The 17,745-nt window shown below is 42.8% G+C and carries 15 protein-coding genes and 1 pseudogene; 14 read left to right on the top strand and 2 right to left on the bottom strand.

The genetic code is table 11. The features are described 5' to 3' along the window. Positions 1–173 precede the first annotated feature (173 nt). The gene (locus ACFIO5_RS08145) at positions 174–575 is read left to right on the top strand and encodes a hypothetical protein (RefSeq protein ID WP_375618845.1); all 402 of its coding nucleotides are present in this window, start codon (positions 174–176) and stop codon (positions 573–575) included. 102 nt (positions 576–677) lie between these two features. Here the strand turns inward: ACFIO5_RS08145 and ACFIO5_RS08140 are convergent, their stop codons facing one another. Both ACFIO5_RS08140 and ACFIO5_RS08135 read right to left on the bottom strand, forming a co-directional pair. Next, the gene (locus tag ACFIO5_RS08140; protein WP_015856172.1) at positions 678–878 is read right to left on the bottom strand and encodes a helix-turn-helix transcriptional regulator; all 201 of its coding nucleotides are present in this window, start codon (positions 876–878) and stop codon (positions 678–680) included. A gap of 210 nt (positions 879–1,088) precedes the next feature. Next, a complete protein-coding gene (locus ACFIO5_RS08135) occupies positions 1,089–2,255 on the bottom strand; it encodes a tyrosine-type recombinase/integrase (RefSeq protein ID WP_015856731.1) in 1,167 nt (388 codons plus the stop codon). Between the two features lie 172 nt (positions 2,256–2,427). Between ACFIO5_RS08135 and ACFIO5_RS08130 the strand changes: the two are divergent. The 13 genes and pseudogenes from ACFIO5_RS08130 to ACFIO5_RS08070 all read left to right on the top strand — a co-directional run. Continuing rightward, positions 2,428–2,832: pseudogene (locus ACFIO5_RS08130) on the top strand (hypothetical protein); the annotation flags it as partial. A 1-nt stretch (position 2,833) separates the two neighbouring features. Further along, entirely contained in the window at positions 2,834–4,291 is a 1,458-nt protein-coding gene (gene bgtE, locus ACFIO5_RS08125; protein ID WP_375662126.1) for a gene transfer agent protein BgtE, read from the top strand. Then, a complete protein-coding gene (locus ACFIO5_RS08120; protein ID WP_375610955.1) occupies positions 4,291–4,716 on the top strand; it encodes a hypothetical protein in 426 nt (141 codons plus the stop codon). The genes bgtE and ACFIO5_RS08120 overlap by 1 nt, the downstream gene beginning before the upstream one ends. Position 4,717: 1 nt before the next feature. Continuing rightward, positions 4,718–5,554 carry a BaGTA-type gene transfer agent maturation protease BgtD gene (gene bgtD, locus ACFIO5_RS08115; RefSeq protein ID WP_375705214.1) on the top strand — a complete coding sequence of 279 codons (837 nt, stop codon included), beginning with the start codon at positions 4,718–4,720 and terminating at the stop codon, positions 5,552–5,554. A 7-nt stretch (positions 5,555–5,561) separates the two neighbouring features. Continuing rightward, complete coding sequence (locus tag ACFIO5_RS08110; RefSeq protein WP_375672210.1) at positions 5,562–6,995, top strand: hypothetical protein; 1,434 nt, start codon at positions 5,562–5,564, stop codon at positions 6,993–6,995. A 1-nt stretch (position 6,996) separates the two neighbouring features. Then, complete coding sequence (locus ACFIO5_RS08105) at positions 6,997–9,183, top strand: hypothetical protein (RefSeq protein ID WP_375705213.1); 2,187 nt, start codon at positions 6,997–6,999, stop codon at positions 9,181–9,183. 16 nt (positions 9,184–9,199) lie between these two features. Beyond that, positions 9,200–9,850, top strand: coding sequence for a transglycosylase SLT domain-containing protein (locus ACFIO5_RS08100; RefSeq protein ID WP_375662460.1), 651 nt, complete (start codon positions 9,200–9,202; stop codon positions 9,848–9,850). Positions 9,851–9,862: 12 nt separating this feature from the next. Continuing rightward, positions 9,863–10,867 carry a gene transfer agent tail collar protein BgtC gene (gene bgtC / locus ACFIO5_RS08095; protein ID WP_375638658.1) on the top strand — a complete coding sequence of 335 codons (1,005 nt, stop codon included), beginning with the start codon at positions 9,863–9,865 and terminating at the stop codon, positions 10,865–10,867. Between the two features lie 8 nt (positions 10,868–10,875). Continuing rightward, positions 10,876–11,889: a gene transfer agent tail collar protein BgtC gene (gene bgtC / locus ACFIO5_RS08090; RefSeq protein WP_375668596.1), complete on the top strand. Its 1,014-nt coding sequence runs from the start codon at positions 10,876–10,878 to the stop codon at positions 11,887–11,889. A 7-nt stretch (positions 11,890–11,896) separates the two neighbouring features. Continuing rightward, entirely contained in the window at positions 11,897–13,030 is a 1,134-nt protein-coding gene (gene bgtC / locus ACFIO5_RS08085) for a gene transfer agent tail collar protein BgtC (RefSeq protein WP_375705212.1), read from the top strand. Positions 13,031–13,039: 9 nt separating this feature from the next. Then, a complete protein-coding gene (locus ACFIO5_RS08080) occupies positions 13,040–13,273 on the top strand; it encodes a hypothetical protein (RefSeq protein ID WP_375611072.1) in 234 nt (77 codons plus the stop codon). Positions 13,274–13,294: 21 nt separating this feature from the next. After that, the gene (locus tag ACFIO5_RS08075) at positions 13,295–17,299 is read left to right on the top strand and encodes a phage major tropism determinant (protein WP_375705211.1); all 4,005 of its coding nucleotides are present in this window, start codon (positions 13,295–13,297) and stop codon (positions 17,297–17,299) included. Between the two features lie 9 nt (positions 17,300–17,308). Further along, positions 17,309–17,638, top strand: coding sequence for a hypothetical protein (locus tag ACFIO5_RS08070; protein ID WP_375614666.1), 330 nt, complete (start codon positions 17,309–17,311; stop codon positions 17,636–17,638). The last annotated feature ends 107 nt before the right edge of the window (positions 17,639–17,745 follow it).

Below are 17,745 nucleotides of genomic sequence, written 5' to 3'. Positions count from 1 at the left end.
TACACTTTTGGGCAAATACCTCCTGGAAGTGGTCCTTGGAAAGAAGCATGGCAAATATTTAAGGGCTACCCCAGTGTCCATGCTTGTTATGGTAATGCAGGTTCAATATGTCGACAGGCTTATGGATTACCTAATCGTACGCCAATTTATTCAAAATATTCAGGAAGAAAAAAATGAAACAAATCTTGAAATTATTAAGTGGTCTCATTCTGTTAAATATTGCTGGATGTAACATCGACAAGCCTCCACCAGGAGTTTTGAGTGCATGGGAGAAACCAGGAGCAGATTTTACTGAGGTAGGAAAAGCATTGTTAGAATGTGGTATGCCAACCCCTTATGATGTTTTTCCAGAAAATAGAAAGCTAAGCATCAATGCAGAGGCTTCCATCGATGCTTGCATGATTCAAGCAGGATTCCGCTACAAATGGGGAGGACCATATTGGTGTTATACTTTTAGAGCTGAAAACCTTCCCATTTGTCGTCCAGGTGCTGTCATACCACAGCGCAGTGTCAAGAAGCGTTTGAACAGCCCTTTTTGTAAAAAGTATAAAAATGCACCTGAATGCCAGCCTTAAGTCTTGCTTCAGTAGAGAAAGCCTTGAATTTACACCAAATAAAGCACCAGGTTGATGAGTTTGAGAAAGCCTTGTCCGTCCTTACGTGATAAGGTTTTCTTTTTATGCCGCGTCGTTATAACGTTGCTGTTTTGCTTGTTCGATTACATTCAAAAGATCCGATTGTAACCAACGGGATAAAAAGCCAAATTTTAAAGGTTTTGGGAGAGAGCCATTGGTAACATGACGCCGGAATGTTGAAACACTCATATGAAGCAGTTTTGCACTTTCACGGTCTGTTAAAAGAATATCATTTTCTGTCATACTAAAATCCTTTCAAAAGTAAAAAAATGAGAACAAATCATAACTATTTATTAACCACATTTTGGTTCATTTTTGAAGGTATTTTATTTATAGAAAACAATATTTTATCATAGTTTTTCTGATGTGATAATTTATGACTCTTATTGAGAAAGAATGAGAGAAAAGAGAGCTAAAGTTATCCACAGATCATGGGGTTATTCACCCCATATCTTAAGATTGACCCGTGACATAAGCCGCCCATTTATCCATATAAACGCGGCGCTGTTCTAAATAGTCAGTCCGACGATAGGCACGCTCTACTTTACCGCCTACTGTATGACTTAGAATAGTTTCTGCGACTTCATAAGGGGCATCGGTTGTTTCAGCGAGCCAATCACGTAAACTAGAACGAAATCCATGGGGGCATGCCTCAATTTTATTGTCTCTCATATATTGAGCCATACAATTTGCAGCGAGGGGACCCCGACCGGTTGCAGAAAAGAAGAAATCATTGCGAGAAAGCAAGCGCGCTTGTTTTAAGATTTCTAATGCTTCTGATGATAGAGGCACGCGAAACTCTTCTGTAGTATCACGTCGACCTTTCATATTTTCAGCAGGGATTGTCCAGATATCGCCATCAACTTGGTCTTTATGAATATGACACAAAGGGTTGGTACGAACGCCTGTCAAAATAAGCAAACGCAAAGCCAGTTGTGTTAAGGTTGATGCTTCGCAAAGTGTTTTATAAAAGGCAGGGACATCTCTCCAATCCATAGCTGGAAAATTTTGCGTTTTATGGCGTTGTTTACCTAAGAGAGCGCGTGCTTTTTCTGTTGCTTGTAAATCAACATCCAAACCCAAAGCAGCCGCATGTTTGAGACAAATATTAAGGCGGGTAAGAGCTTTATCAGCTGTTGCTGCTTTTGTATGCCAAATGGGAGCAAGTGTATTGCGTATCTCTGTTTGTGTAATCTCTGAAACGGGGAGGCAACCTAATTTGGGGAGAATATGGAGTTTTAAGGGTAAAAACCAACGCCCATCTTTACCATCTCCTTTTAGTTCAGCTTTACGGCTTTCAAAAGCATCCAACGCGATATCTTTTAAATAATGGAGATTACTTATTGCCTCACGCTTTTGTTTATTGCGTTCTTTAATGGGGTCACGACCTTCACGAAGAACAGAGCGCCACCCAGTTGCCAATTCACGGGCTTGTTTTAAAGAGACATCTCTCAAGGCACCCAAGCCCATTTCACGGCGCCGCCCATGAATGGTAAAACGGTAAATCCATTGAGCACCTCCATCTTTACGCTTATGAAGTAACAAGCCGGCACCATCATTATATTTGCCAGCTCCCAATGTTGCGACAGCTCTTGCATTAAGACGGTTCATAAGAGCCATTTTTAGTCCTTTCTTATACAAATTTTATCCATACACTCATCCCACTTGTTATGTACAAATGAGTGGTTTTAGTTGATTCAAGATAAACAGATTTGAAATGAGAGAATCTTACGTTATTCGGGATTCTAATTCAATATGAATAACGCTATATTATCATTATAAATCAATGTGTTATCTGAGTTCTGATCAACATCATAAGTTTGCCTTGGAATGTAAGGACCATGTTTCTTTAGAGCCTTTGTTATCATCAGAGCAGCAAGGAACGCCGGTTTGTTACAGTTATTTTGATAGGAAATTACATCTTTATCCCACGCCGGATAAAGCCTATCAGATTCAACTCATTCTCTCTCCATTGCGTTTATCAGAGATAGAGAGTGTCGATGAGGAGCATCCATGGTTTGTGCACGCGTTTGATTTGATTAAGGCGCGTGCAAAATACGAACTTTACAAGAATATCTTGAAAGATCCCGATTGTGCAACGGCAGCTTACAATGACTTTAACGAACAGTTGCATGAATTGCGTGCAGAGACGTCTCAACGTCATAACGTGACCAGAATAATACCAACGGATTTTTAAGATGGTTTATTTTCCAATCGCTGATTACAGACCAGATGTTGCGGTTGTCAACGGCAGTTTTACGGATATGCTTGTGAATGTTTTACCGGCTGATGGCTGTTACATTCCGATGCCTAATGCAATGGTAGTGTCTCATGCTTTAGAAGAAAAGCCGTTGGGGTGCATAGCCTTTAGAAGTGGCAATGGTGTTAAGATAATCGTAGGAGGAGCCAAAAAGCTTTACAGTTATGATAGTCAAACGAAGGGTTGGAAAGACATAAGTCAAAGTGGTGTGACCTATCAAGCAAATGAAGAGAATAAATGGTCGTTTGCATTATTTGGTGAAACTATTATTGCGGTGAATAAAAATGATAAACCACAAGTCTTTAATACTCATAGCTCTGAACGGTTTGAAGATTTAGGAGGCAATCCCCCGAAAGCAGGATTGGTGAAGGTTTGGGGTGATTTTGTTTGTTTGATGCAATTAACAGATCATCCCAATCGCATCCATTGGTCGGGTTTGAATGATGCAACTCATTGGACGGTAGGTGATAAAGATTGTTATTATCATAATTTTAATGATGGAGAATATGTTCAAGGGGCAACGGAATCGAGCAATCCCCTCGTTTTTTTGCGTTCTGCTATTTATGCTGGTTGTTTTACGCTAGGCTCTAAAGTCCCCTTTATTTTTCAAAAGCTTCAAGACAAGCGTGGATCCCGCAGTGCAGCCTCTATAGCGTGTCGTGGGAGTGATGCTTTTTTTGCTGGTGATGGTGGCTTTTATCAGATGAGTTTGGATGGTCAACTTTTGCCGATAGGCTTTGAGAAGGTTGATAGAACAGTTTTTAAAACCTTTGATAAGTTTGCTCTTGATGAGATGCAAGGGGTTATAGATCCCATTGATAATCGGATTTACTGGTCCTTAAAGAGAGGCAATAACGAGCAAACGACCTTTGTTTATGATTGGGGATTGCAGAAATGGTCGACGCTACAGGGAAAACCTTTCACGTTGTTTCCAGTATTTACGACAGGTTATACTTTAGAACAGTTAGATGAGATCTCGATCAATCTTGAGTCCTTGCCGGCTTCTTTAGACAGCCCTCGTTGGCAAAGTGGCGCCCCAATGCTTGGTGCTTTTGATGATGAAAATCGGCTTGTTATGTTTACGGGAGCACCGATGGAGGCAACGGTTGTTTCGCAAGAATTGGGAGCACCAGATGGAAGTTTTAACTTTATCACGAAGATGTTTGCTGAAGTTGATACGACGGAAGGTCTTTTAAGCATAGGAGAGCGTCGGCTTCGCAATAATCAGACACCGATTACATGGCACCAAGAGAGGGCATGTTCATATGTCACGGGTGCTTATCATGGTCGTTCGCGCAATCGTTATCACCGCTTTAAATTGCGTATTCCTGAAGGTGTTCATTGGAACCAAATCACAGGATTTAATGTGGATTTACGTCCTTTAGGCAGAGGGTAATGGCAAAAGTCTTTTTGACCACGTCTTGGGATATGGAGCGTATAGCACCATACCTTGAAGACATCATTGCGTCGTTTCGCGAGTATGTGGAACGTTTTAAACATGAAATCACGTTGCAAGAGCTCCTTGAAGCGATTTGCAGTGGCAAGAAACAGTTATGGCTTGTTTTGGATGATGACGAGCGCTTTTTAGCGGCATTCACGACCCAGATACAACAGACAGTTTTAGGAAAGAAGCGCGCTCTGATTTGTGAATGTAGTGGCAAGGGCGTTCTTGATCAAGTTGATAATTTGACATTTGTAGAGGATTGGGCGCGTGAGAATGGGGCTTTTGAGATAGAGATTTTAGGGCGTTTAGGTTGGAAACGTGCACTGAACAAACAAGGTTATGGCATAGATATGCTTTATTATAGGAAGGAATTGTGACATGGGGAGCAGTAGACCAGCAACGACAGAACAGAAGCAGGTGCAGACAAGCGCCCCTCCTACTTGGATGCAGAATGTCTTTAAGCGTGGGGGTGCAGATGCGTATAACATGTATGACACAGGGATGGGTGGTAATGTGTATGGGGGACCTCGTGTAGCGCCGTTAAGTGATCAAACGCGCTATGGAATTGGTGGTCTTGGAAGTATTCCTCATCATTATCAAAATCGCTCTTTGATGAATACAATCTATAATCCAACGTCGGCAGCCATGAATCTTCGACATATGGCCTCTGGTGGTATGATGGGAGAAAATTCGTATTTCAAACAAGCACTTCAAGAAGCATTAGATGATTCAGACACTCAAATTAACAGATATTTCTCAGGGATTGGTCGTTATGCAACTCCTGATCACAGAGAGGAAGTGCGGAAAGGAAGAGATTCTATATACGCTCGTGCTATGTTAGAGCAATATAATCGTGATGCGGACCGCATGATGCAAGCCAATGCCATGATAGACCAAGCCAATCAAAATCAGTTGGGAGCCTCAAATAACTTCTTACAGGGTTATGGGAATGCCTATTCCAATGCCATACAAGGGGGAGGTGTGCTTGATGCCCACAATCAACGCCTTGTTGATGCCAATAGAGAACGTTGGCTGGAACAAGACAATAGCGGCTGGAATAGGTTGAATATGCTTATGAACGCCGGTCATGGCTTTGCAAGGAATTACGGCACGACAACGAATAATGTGTCAGAATCTAAGATGCATGGTAACGACCCTTGGAAGAACGCTATAGGGATTTTAGCTAGTATTGCTAATTTTGCAGGAAAAAAGTGAGGTAGTTATGCAAAATAGTAACGATAACATGTTATCAAGACTTCTTAAGTCTATGCATGTAATGAGCCAATATGTACCACGTATACGTTTCAACGATCTAGAAGACGCCAAACAACAGGCAAATAATTTACCTTATTTAACCCCTTCTTCCCCTATAGCAACTTTTGGTTCACAATCAAATCCTTTAGGTTTAGCTAAAAATACTTCACCTTTACCAGATGTAAGTTCGTCTTTAAGATCGGCAGGCAGAAAACCGTATGTACCGTCTTTAGTCCCTTCTTTACCAGTAGCGACCTTTGGTTCACAACCAAATCCTTTAGGTATGGAACCTTTGCCTAATGCAATTGAAACTTCAGATTTGGCATCATTGAAACCAAAGCCGTCTCAATTACCAGAGCCTATTTCATCTGTAGAACCACAGAAGTCTGTACAGCCACAACAGAGTACTGTTCCTCACCAAGATACTGGTTCTCAACAGAGTTTTTGGGATTACTTGCGTAGTCCTGAGTTTTTACAAAGATTATCAGATTATGGGATTGGTTATGCATTATCAGATGGGACGATAGCACAAAGTTTAGCGAATGCAGCTATGAATCTTCGTCGTGGTGATATGGAAAGAGAAAAAAGAGGACAGGTTAATCAGACCGTCGAATACCTAAAATCTAAAGGGTACAGTGAAGAAGAAGCTGCTATTATGGCACGTAATCCTCAAATGCTTAGTGCGATGCTAACAGGTGGTGATACTCCTAAGTTAAGTCAGGGGTTTCAATGGTATACCAATCCAGAGACTGGTGAACGCGAAATGAGACCGGTAAAGGGGTCTCCACAAGAACTTGAGTATAATCAGAAGCTACAAGCACAGAAAGAGTGGGAGGGTAAAAAGCAAAAAAATATTATTGCCACAAAACATCAGATGAACGCTGGGATAGATGCTATTCGTGATTCGATTGCACTCATTCGCAAACATAAGATTAACGGGTTTAAGGCGTGGGCTACGCGTGGAATTGGAGGAACTCCTGCGAATGAATTAGAAAAATTATTTGATACGATTAAGGGTGGTGCTTTAAAGGCGGTATTTGAGAGCTTAAAATCGATGGATCCTAGAGGAAGTCTTAGTGTTGGTCCTATATCAGATTACGAAAGTCGGACGATGGTAGCAACCTTTGGTTCTTTAGATTCTGCGCGTAATACAAAAGGGCTACTGAAAACTTTAGAAAATCTTGAAATAACATTTAATGCTTTAAATAAGCTTCAGAAAACTGATTTGCATGATTGGATGACGGGGAAGATAACCCCTCAAGAAATCTCTGATAAATATAATACTCAGAAAAAAGGCGTTATGGAGTTTGTGAAGGTATCCAGTCCCAAAGAGAGCGCTAAATTTGAGATAGGAACAAAAATTCAAGATGCAGATGGTAATATTAGAATAAAGAGATACTAAAATGCTTAATCATAAGAATGATAACGTTGGAAAACGTCAGGTTTGGAATGATGATCAGTATCCTATTATTGGACATATAACAGATTATAATAAACGCTCTTCAAATAGTCAGATTTGGAATGATGATCAATATCCTATTATTGGACACATATCAGACTATAACAACCATTCTTATGAGGAAGAAGCAGAACATCCCGAAATAAGTAGCAGTGAAGCCTTTTGGAATTCTTTAAAGCATGGTTTGAGTTTTAATTTAGATGATGAGATTGCGGGGATCACAGCGGCAGGACGTGATTCTGATGATGAGTTGGCAATAAAGGCTTTTGCGAAGGGGCTTTACAACTATTGGACTGGAGATAAGAAAACCATAGAAAAATATGAGAAAGAAGCCAATAGAATACGTGATTATTATCGTAGGATGAGTGATCAACATTATTGGACTTCTTTTGCTGGAAATGCTTTAGGGTCGGCAATCCCTTCCCTTGCGACTTTAGGGGGAGGATTATTAGCCTCAGGAGCACGCTTTGTAGCGCCTACACTTGCAAGGAATGTGGCGGGGTCAAAATTAGGTCAAGCCTTTTTGAAAGCAGGTCAGTTACCCCCAAGTCGATTTGCAAGTCCATTTTTAGGCATCACGAACAAAACAACATTGCCGCATTTGCTTAAAGTAGGGGCGGCATCTGGTGCATTACATGGAGCGGGAGAAGGTGAAGGACTTGGTAATACACTTACAAGTACGTTATCTGGTGCAGGTTTAGGAGCGGGTGGGGCATTGGCTGGAAGTGCTTTAGCTCATTTAGCTGGTTATCCGGTAAGCGGAATACGAAGACTTTTTTCTCCTTCTCATAAGGAAGGTGTTGCAACAGACACGTTAAGAGCAATCAGTAAACATTTAGGCAATGAAGCTTCTGAAGATCTAGGAAAATCTTTTAAGAATGCGGTCTCTACCGATTATGTAGCTGATCATAGTCCTTTTTTACAGGATCTTGTTTTTGATATCGCGAAAAGAAATCAAGGAGCTTATCTTGATTTGACTAAAAGAGCTGGGCAGAGAGCGCTGGGAGGAGGGGAGCGTATTCATCAAGCTGCTGATGAACACTTTGTTCCTCGTCAAAATGTCACAGGTTTAAAAGGTGATCTTATCGCGAGTAGGAAAGAAGCATCCCATACTCTTTATGAAATAGCTAAAAAGATACCAATAGGAGAGAAATATTATGGGGCACTTAATGAATTAATGGAGCGTCCATACTTTAAACAAGCTTATAATAAAGGGCTAAGGGGATTCATTAGTGATGGCAATAAAGCCAGTCCGTTTTCTTCTGAAAAATTTAGCCTTCTTAAAGAGAAACCCAACATGGGTATTCTCCATAAAACTAAGGAGGCTATTGATTTTATGATACGGGCAGAAAAGAGGCAAGGAAACAATAGCAAAGTTCGTAGCTTAGTAGATATCGACAAAAAGTTATTAGAGATTATGGATGATATATCGTCTGAATATAAGAAAGGGCGGGCATTGTATCATCAATATAGTTCACATGTAGATGCTATGGGTAAAGGTTCTAAAATCCTTAGCAAGTCGGTTAATAAGGATGAGTTCAGTAAAATCTTTGATGAATTATCAGAGGGAGAACAAGAATACTTTAAAAAGGGATCAAGAGCAAAACTTTTACAAGGTATGGGGCAAGCAGGAGATGAAGTATCCAAGGCAAAGGAGATTTTTGGTACGAATGATCTGTATGAACGATTTGCAAAGATTTATGGAGCAGATAAAGCTTCTGCTGTTAAGAATGTTGTCAATAAAGAAGCTGATTATGCAGATTTTTATAACAGAATACCAGGTCGTGTAGCGGATGAAAAGATATCTTTTACGCATAATGTCAGTATGCCAACGGGTAAACGTGATGCAGCTGTACAATTAGCAAAAGCTGCTGGGAAGGCAGCTTGGGTTCCTTTCAAAGAGGCGGCGTTTAGAGAGCGTCAACGGATTGAAAAGGATGTTGTCAAATTGTTAACAGGGGGGACACAGATTAAGAATGATCAAATTGTAGCTCTCATTCAACGCATGGTAAACGCGCATCATAAGGGATATGCGACAAAAGAATGGTTCAAAAAGCTTTCTGCTGCTTTGTTTGGAGGTGGGGGAAAAGCCTCAACGGAGGAGTTGAATTTATTGAGTGCATTTGAGTAAGGGAGGAGATTAGGCTATGACCCGTTCTAGTCCTTCTGTTAATCAAGCGATCCGTCAAGCAGCAGTGCGTTATGGTTTGCCAGAGAGTTATTTGTACCGTGTTGCGCAAGTGGAAAGTGGAGGCAATCCGAATGCAAGGAATCCCCGTTCTTCTGCGGGTGGGTTGTATCAATTTATAGACAGCACCGCCAAACAATATGGTTTGCAGGATCGTTTTGATCCCATGCAAGCGGCAGATGCCATGGGGCGGTTGACGCTTGATAATCGCAATCATTTAAGCCGCCTGTTGGGAAGAGCCCCTAGTGAAGCAGAATTGTATTTAGCACATCAACAAGGGGCAGGAGGAGCCGCGCGGCTTCTTCAAAATCCCCATGCCAATGCGGCGCAAATTGTTGGGAGCAATGCGGTTGGCTTGAATGGTGGAAACAACGCTATGCGTGCAAGTGATTTTGTCAACCGTGTATTACAGATGTATGGGGGGCAGCCTCATAGAGCAAGTCCTACAGCGCATGGTGGCATTAGAAATAGAGACAACTTGTTAGAGGTTTTAAGGGCATTATTAGCATCACAAGAAGAGGCTTCGGAAGAAGAAGAGAGTGATGATGATGATAATCCTTTGATGACGCAATTCATGCGGGCATTTTACGGACCATTTTACAGAAGCTAGGATTCACGAGAAATGTCAACGATTTATGATTGGTCGCTTAGAGCGTCGGATAATACGCGCGTGGATAATTTGATTGATTGGTCCGAAGGACAGCATCCTAGCAGTGTGAACACAAGCGCCCGTGTGATGATGCAGCGCGTAAAGGAATACTTGTCAGACACGGGTGGAGAGCTTGAAGGCATTGTTACAAATGATCATGTCCAACAAACGAGTGTGATAAGACTTCAAAGCCAATCGCAATTTTTAGAGTATAAGAATGGTATCGTTTTGCGCTTTATGGCTATGGGTAAGAATGTTGGAGCGACCACGATTGTCTTAAATGCTTTAGATGGCAAGCCGGTTTATAAAGCAACAGAAACCGGTTTATCGCTTTTATCAGGGGGGGAAATCCAACAAGGGTGCATTTATACATTGTTTTATAATGGAGATCATTGGCATCTTGTTAATCCTACCCCACTCCCTTTAGAAGAAGAAGAAAGCAATCTTTATCCCACGGGTTTTATAGGAACGTTTGGAATGCGCGGGATTCCAAAGGATTGGTTAATTTGCGATGGGAAGGCTTATTTGCGTCGTGATTATGGTGATTTATTTGAGACGATAGGAACGGTTTGGGGAGAGGGTGATGGCGCCACGACATTTAATGTTCCCGATTTTCGAGGGATGTTTTTACGAGGGCTTGATGGAGGGCGCAATATTGATGAGGGGCGTTCTTTTGCAAGTGTGCAAACAGATTTAATCGAGTCGCATCAACATCAAGGACAGAGCCTTTCGATGTCTCATTTTACCAGCAACGAAAACTTTTGGGATGGGAATACGACGGATGTGTTGGGCTATCGTCTAGGCTTGTTTGGGGGGAGCTCTCTAGCGAATTTTATGGGCATAGAGCGTGAGAATTTAGGGGGCTACATTGTAAGTTCTCATACTCTTGATGAGAACCAAGAGGTTGTTTTGGAGAGCACTGGTGAAGGCGAGACGCGTCCAGTCAATGTGAGTGTTCTGTTTGCGATTAAGACATGAGGTGTAAGATGTCGACGATCTATGATTGGTCTTTAAATGCCTCCTTGAATGCCTATTGTGATGATTTGATTGATTGGTCAAAAGGACAACGTCCTAGTAGTCTGAATAATAGTGCTCGTGTGATGATGCAACGTGTGCGTGAATATTTATCGGATACGAGTGGTGTGATTGAAAGCACTTTTACGGTTGATGCTGAACACCAGACGACGTTGATAAGACTTCAAAGCCAATCGCAATTTTTAGAGTATAAGAATGGGATATCAATTTGTTTTAAAGCGAAGGGCAAGAATGTTGGGGAAACCGCAATTGCCTTGAATGATTTGGCGGCTAAACCTGTTTACAAGGCGACGGAATTAGGTCTCCGTGTTTTATCGGGAGGCGAGCTTCAAAGGGGGTGCATTTATAGCTTGGTTTATAGGGATCATGCTTGGCAAGTTTTAAATCCTACGCCTCTCTCTTTATCGCAAGAGCCGGTTATTCCTGTTTATCCACCAGGGACGATAGGGATTTTTGGGATGCAAGTTTTGCCAGATGGCTGGTTACCATGTGATGGGAAGGCTTATTTGCGTAGTGATTATCCTGCTCTTTATGAAGCGATAGGGATCAGGTGGGGAGGCGCTGATAGTTGGACGAAGTTTAATGTTCCCGATTTGCGTGGTGTTTTTTTACGAGGTGTTGATGATGACCGCGAGATAGACCGCTTTCGTTATCTTGGCACTTTACAAAATGACGCAATGAGAAAGCATGACCATGGGGGTCAATCCTTTACGATTTTGAATGATGAAAATCAGGAAGAGAGTTGGCATGGTGATATGACGATCATCTGGGGATATGTGTTGAATGACCAGCAAAGATTGAAGCTTGCTGAACGTTTGGGCGTGAGAGCAGAGGATATACGCGTGCACCATAAGCTCGCCTTTCCCCATTCCCACCTTCACATGCGTGATGTTGCATTGGCAAGTTCAGGTGTAAGTGAGACGCGCCCGATTAATATGAGTGTTGTGTTTGGAATCAAGACGTGAGGTTTAGATGTCCACGATTTATGATTGGTCTTTAACGGCATCTGAGAATGGTGGTGCTGATGCTTTAATTAATTGGTCAGAGGGACAGCACCCTAACACGGTTAATAATAGCGCTCGTTTTATGATGCAACGGGTAAGTGAGTATTTATCGGATACGGGGGGTGTGCTTGAAGGGATTGTGACGGTTGATAATAACCAAAAGACGAGCGTGATAAGGCTTCTAAGCCAATCGGCATTTTTAGAGTATAAGAATGGCATATCGGTTTGTTTTAAAGCGAAGGGCAAGAATGTTGGGGCGACAACAATTGCTTTAAATAATCTAGCTGGTAAGCCCGTTTATAAGGCGACAGAAACCGGTTTATTAGCCTTATCGGGAGGAGAGATACAAGATGGCTGTCTTTATACGCTTGTGTATGATGAAGAGCTTACGGGTTGGCAAGTTCTCAACCCGACAAGGAGCAAAGTTTCTTCCTTAAAACGTTTACCTTCCGGTCTGATAGGACCGTTTGCAATGGAGCGCTTGCCAGATGGTTGGTTGCCATGTGATGGGAAGGCTTATTCGCGAAGAACGTATAGAGCCTTGTTTGAAGTAATAGGGACGACGTGGGGAGAAGGAGATGGCGCCACGACGTTTAATGTTCCCGATTTTCGGGGGCTATTTTTACGGGGACTTGATAATGAACGCAATTTAGACCCTTGGCGTTCTTTTGCAAGTATACAACCCTGTTCTTTAAAAGCGCATGAACATTTTATAGGTCCGGAGTCATCAGAAGGTCTTTCTTCTCGAAAAAAACGGGATGTTTCTTCTACTGAAGCGCCCGTGACAAGGCGAAAGAGAGCTATAGACGAAGAGTGTGTAGGTTTGAGTGGGGATGCTTTGGACAAGTGTAATCAAGAATTTGACCAAATAGCAGGAAGTCCACAGGTAGAGACTCCCTTTTGGTTTACAGAAAAAGATAAGCCGCCGCGTTTACCTTGGTTTATCAGGAGCCCCTTTGCTAATTTTTTATATTATTCAACGCCTATAACAGACGGTCTGAATGACAGAGAGCATCATGAACATCATCTCATGGCAGAGAGGGTTGGTGGTGTTGAAACGCGCCCCGTTAATGTGAGTGTAATTTATGGGATCAAGACATGAGGAGTTGAAATGTCATTAAAACCGTTTGCGATATCAGAGATTAGCGACCCGTCTCAAGTACGGGTCGTTTTGTATTCTGGGGGAGGTTTTGTACATGCGCCGCTTACTGGCGTTTTTGATTTACTGAAAGCCGCTTTGAAAACAGAGCTTGATGGTTCACTGAAAGATTTAGAGAAGCGCTTAGAGACCTTAAGAGAAGAGTTTGAAGATTTGAAAGAGTGTTCATTAGACGAAGTGCTCTGAATGATGTGAGGACGAAAACAGATGAAGATACCCGATCATGAACATGAATATTTGATACCTGTTGCAACGAAAGAAGAAATGATAGCAGGAACTTCTCAAGACAGCGTTGTTGTTCCAAAGCTTTTAGGGACGGCATCTTTGTATTCGTATGAAACCTTTGCGCCGTTAGAGCAGGTTGTTAATGCACGTCAAGAAGCAGAAAAAGCCATGTCGCGTGCGAATGGTGCGCAACAGGTTGCAGAAGAATCGAAGAGGGTTTCGGAACAAGCGCTTAGCGAAGTGACGAAAACAGTTCAAACAGCGACAACAGCGCTTACGACGTCTCATGAAGCGAAGGAAGAAGCTAAAGCAGCGACGACAACGGCTAGCCTTGCGAAAGAGACAGCGGATACAGCCAATGGCTTAGCAGAAGAAGCCAAGAATACTTCTGATGCAGCGAAGCGCATGGCAGAAGAGACAAAAGGAGCAGTCGATAGAGCCTCAGGGGAAATCAATAGTACGAAAGGTTCCCTTTCTACGGCATTACAACGTTTTGAAGAGGTCAAACAGAGCAGTGAGAATGCTGTTAATTTATCGACCGAAGCCAAGAGGTTAGCCGATGAATCGAAGACCATTGCAACGCGTGCAGAACAAACAGCAAGAGAAGCTTCACAAACAGCAACAGAGACGACGCAAGTAGCAGCGACGGCGGTAGCAACGTGTCATGAAGTTAAGACTGTAGCCATGCAAGCAAGTCTAAAGGCAGATGGAGCCAAACAGGCAGCCGATGATGCCAAGGATATTGCAGAACAAGCAAAAGAGTTATCAGAAGGTGCGACATCTTCTGTTACAGAACTCACAAAAACAGCCTCACAAGTACAAGCGGGAGTAGAGACAGCATTAACAGCTTCAAGAGAAGCCAAATCACAATCAGAGGCAGCTGTAAGCACGTCAGAAGAGGCGAAAAGTTTAGCGGAAAAAGCGAATACGGCATCTACAGAGGCGCAAAAGGCATCAGAACAGGCATTAAGAGAAGCGACTTCTGCGAAAACAACAGCGGGCGGGGCATCTAGTATAGCCAATGATGCGAAAGGGAGTGCTGAGGCAGCTAAAACATTATCAGAAGAAGCAAAACGGTTGGCAGCAGCATCACAGGAGACAGCAGAAACAGCAAAGGCTAAAGCCGAAAGTGTAGAGGCAGTTGCGAATGAAGCAAAATCTACAGCGACTACAGCATTAACAGAAGCAAGAGAAGCTAAGAGTACGGCATCTGAGGCGAAGGGTTTGGCGGAGGAAGCAAAAAGCGCCGTTGATAAGGCGACAGCGAAAGTAGAGCAAGCTGTAAAAGAGGCTAGCGATGCGAAATCTAAAGTAGAAAATTTAGAGACTGTTGCGACTGAAGCGAAATCCACGAGTGAACAAGCAAGTCAAACCGCCTCTAGTGCAAAAAGCTTATCAGAAGAAGCAAAAGAAGAAGCAAGGAGCGCCAAAGCGACAGCCTTAGAAGCGAAAAGTGCAGCAGATAGTGCAATAGCGAAAGCGGAGCAAGCCCAACAGAGCACAACAGAAGCCTCTAGAATAGCTTTGGAAGCGAAAGCGGTAGCAGAGTCTGCGGCGCGTTCAGGAGAGACGGCAGGGCAGGTGAATGCAGAAGCGGTGAAGGGCATAGCACAAGAGGCGAAGCGTAAAGCGGAAGCAGTAGAGAAGGTAGCAGAAGAAACGAAAGGTGCTTTGGATGGTCTAAAACAATTAGCCAATAGTGCGAAGTCGACAGCGGACGAGGCAAAGAAGGTAGCTGATGGTGCACAAAAGAAGGCATCACAGGTAGAGACAGTAGCGGGTGAAGCTGAAAAGATAGCGAAAGAAGCCAAACAGACAGCTGGTTATGCTAACCATGAGGCGGCACAAGCGCGCAGTGAGGTAGAAAAGGCAAAAAGTACAGCTCATGAAGGATGGAGTAATGCCAATAAAGCTCAGGAAGTAGCAGGTGACGCTAAGACTATAGCAAGTTTAGCGCGTACGTACGCAGATGAAGCCAAGAAGATAGCGGAAAATTCAGGCAACACAGCTCATCAAGGGTGGAGTACAGCTAACAACGCGAAGGAAGTGGCAGATAACGCTAAGACTATAGCAAGTTTAGCAGAAAGAGCAGGCGAAGAAGCCAAGAAAATAGCGGAAGTAGCAGATTCACAATCCTATCAAGCTAAGGGCGAAGCCGAAAAAGCCAAGGAAATAGCTAATAGTGCAAAATATACAGCAGAACAAGCACAGAAAGCGGCAGAAGCGGCGGGTAAAAAGGCAGCGTCTTTAGCATCATCTTTAGAAGACAAGCTAGAAGAGACAGAAAAAACAGCGAAGGAAGCCAAACAGAAAGCTGTTTATGCCGAAAATGATGCGAGGCAAGCTCGTAGTGAGGCAGAATCTGCGAAAAATATAGCTTATAATGCTAGTAGTACAGCTAACAACGCGAAGGAAGTGGCAGATAACGCTAAGACTATAGCAAGATTAGCAGAAATGGCAGGCGAAGAAGCCAAGAAAATAGCGGAGAAAGCCGATGACCGAGCGTATGAAGCCAAGAATGAAGTAGAAAAAGCCAAGGAAATAGCGAGTAATGCAAAATATATAGCAGAACAAGCGCAGAGGGCAGCCGAAACAGCGGGTAAAAAAGCAGCGTCTTTGGAAGAAGAAGCGGAAGAGGCACAAAAAATAGCCAAGGAAGCCAAGGAGTCTGCTGGTTATGCAAGACATGATGCGACGCAAGCGCGCAATCAGGCAGAAAATGCAGAGAAAATAGCCTCGTCTGCGAGGAGTAGGGTTATCGATATCAACCAAGTGGTTGAGAATTTTAAAGCCCCCGTAAGTTTAGCGCGGATGTACTCAGAAGAAGCCAAGAAAAAAGCCGAGTCGGCAGATTCACAAGCCTATCAAGCCAAGAGCGAAGCCGAAAAAGCCAAGGAAGTAGCCGATAGAGCGAAAAGGACAGCAGAAGAAGCCAAAACAACCGCCGATACAATGAAGAAAGAGCTTAGTGGTATCAAGAGTTCTCTGGAAACAGCGACAACAGCTCATACAGTAGCCACACAAGCAAAAAATCTCGCAGAAAAGATAAACACTTTTCTAAAACAGTCTCATTTAACGGTTTTATCAATTTCCACCCCTTTTCTTGTTGCGACAGGCAAAGCGCAATTAACCGTGAAAAAAGGAACCTATCTAACTTTGCCACGAACTCATGATATTTTGGTTGTAAGTTATACGGTAGATGCCAGAATAAGCATGCCGTCTCTTTCTGCGGGCAAGGATTATTATCTTTATTTGGTACCGGAGGGAGATTCTCATAAAATTGTTGTATCAGAAAACTCTACGTATCCAAACGGTTACAGCGTCAATAATTCGCGCAAGATAGGAGGGTTTCATACGCTTTGTGCGGATGTTGGTACGATTTCTGGTCACCCCTTGTCTGGTTATAGGGCAGGGGATATTTTACCCAATTCAGTTTGGTGTTTAAATCACCGCCCTTATAGTTCACCAGAGGGAATGGTCTACGACCCCTCTACAGATCTTTGGGTTGATATTTATCTTCAATCAGGGACGGGTGAAAATACGAAATCAATGTATCGTACCAATATAACAACAAACCGTAATTATACCGAACATGTAACAGATATGGCGCGTGTTAAAAAATCTTTACTGAGTGATGAAGCGTTTGCTTCTGCTATGTATGGAAGCAATGAAAAGACACATATTGTTGGCAAGAAAGAACCAACCTCTAAGGTTTCAGGTGGATATAAGGATACGGCGAATCGTCGAATGATCTCGCATATCGGTTGTGAGGATGGTTGCGGTTATGTTTGGCAATTTTTATCGGGCACGTTTCCTATACCCATAAGCCGTACGCAAAATACGTTTGAAATGAGAGCATTGTTAGGGGGTGGTAGCTGGAGTAATACAACGGATAATGGGCGTTTTACTCGAGCCGCCATGATCGTCAATGGTGGAAATGAACAAGTTGCGGCGCGTGGATGTAGCCATACGCGTCATTTTGTTTAGGAGGGAGAGATGATAGAATATCCAGAACATTTAAATAGCAAAGAAGATTATCTGAACATGCTTTCTTTTGACAAAGTTGAAACAGTAAGAAGGCTAGAGATGCTTTTGACAACGCGTTTTTATTGGTTTTTTGTCAAAGAACTCAGTGAAGGGGAAGAGGGGGTAGAAGATGATACGCATAAGGTTTGTCGAACAACAGAAATACCGTTTGATTCAAATGGTGATTTTGTCGAAAAGCGTTGTCAGTATGAATTACAGGAAAGCGACTATGCGCCGCTCTTTCAACTTGGCTTTCGTGTTGAAGAAGTCGAGCAGCTGATCAAAGAGCATAGCCAATAGAGATCATAAGAAAACATTTTTATGCCGCCTCACTTTTGTGGGGCTTTTTTTATGGAGCGTCAGATGAGAAAGATATCGAAAGAAGGATTAGAGCTTATCAAACAATG

This window comes from Bartonella sp. AA86SXKL (assembly GCF_042196885.1).
This window is presented reverse-complemented; position numbering and strand designations above follow the sequence as displayed.

Bases quoted from the DNA above. Each gene is read 5' to 3' on its own strand.
- ACFIO5_RS08145 (WP_375618845.1), top strand. From the start codon at position 174: ATGAAACAAATCTTGAAATTATTAAGTGGTCTCATTCTGTTAAATATT.
- ACFIO5_RS08140 (WP_015856172.1), bottom strand. From the start codon at position 878: ATGACAGAAAATGATATTCTTTTAACAGACCGTGAAAGTGCAAAACTG.
- ACFIO5_RS08135 (WP_015856731.1), bottom strand. From the start codon at position 2,255: ATGGCTCTTATGAACCGTCTTAATGCAAGAGCTGTCGCAACATTGGGA.
- bgtE (WP_375662126.1), top strand. From the start codon at position 2,834: ATGGTTTATTTTCCAATCGCTGATTACAGACCAGATGTTGCGGTTGTC.
- ACFIO5_RS08120 (WP_375610955.1), top strand. From the start codon at position 4,291: ATGGCAAAAGTCTTTTTGACCACGTCTTGGGATATGGAGCGTATAGCA.
- bgtD (WP_375705214.1), top strand. From the start codon at position 4,718: ATGGGGAGCAGTAGACCAGCAACGACAGAACAGAAGCAGGTGCAGACA.
- ACFIO5_RS08110 (WP_375672210.1), top strand. From the start codon at position 5,562: ATGCAAAATAGTAACGATAACATGTTATCAAGACTTCTTAAGTCTATG.
- ACFIO5_RS08105 (WP_375705213.1), top strand. From the start codon at position 6,997: ATGCTTAATCATAAGAATGATAACGTTGGAAAACGTCAGGTTTGGAAT.
- ACFIO5_RS08100 (WP_375662460.1), top strand. From the start codon at position 9,200: ATGACCCGTTCTAGTCCTTCTGTTAATCAAGCGATCCGTCAAGCAGCA.
- bgtC (WP_375638658.1), top strand. From the start codon at position 9,863: ATGTCAACGATTTATGATTGGTCGCTTAGAGCGTCGGATAATACGCGC.
- bgtC (WP_375668596.1), top strand. From the start codon at position 10,876: ATGTCGACGATCTATGATTGGTCTTTAAATGCCTCCTTGAATGCCTAT.
- bgtC (WP_375705212.1), top strand. From the start codon at position 11,897: ATGTCCACGATTTATGATTGGTCTTTAACGGCATCTGAGAATGGTGGT.
- ACFIO5_RS08080 (WP_375611072.1), top strand. From the start codon at position 13,040: ATGTCATTAAAACCGTTTGCGATATCAGAGATTAGCGACCCGTCTCAA.
- ACFIO5_RS08075 (WP_375705211.1), top strand. From the start codon at position 13,295: ATGAAGATACCCGATCATGAACATGAATATTTGATACCTGTTGCAACG.
- ACFIO5_RS08070 (WP_375614666.1), top strand. From the start codon at position 17,309: ATGATAGAATATCCAGAACATTTAAATAGCAAAGAAGATTATCTGAAC.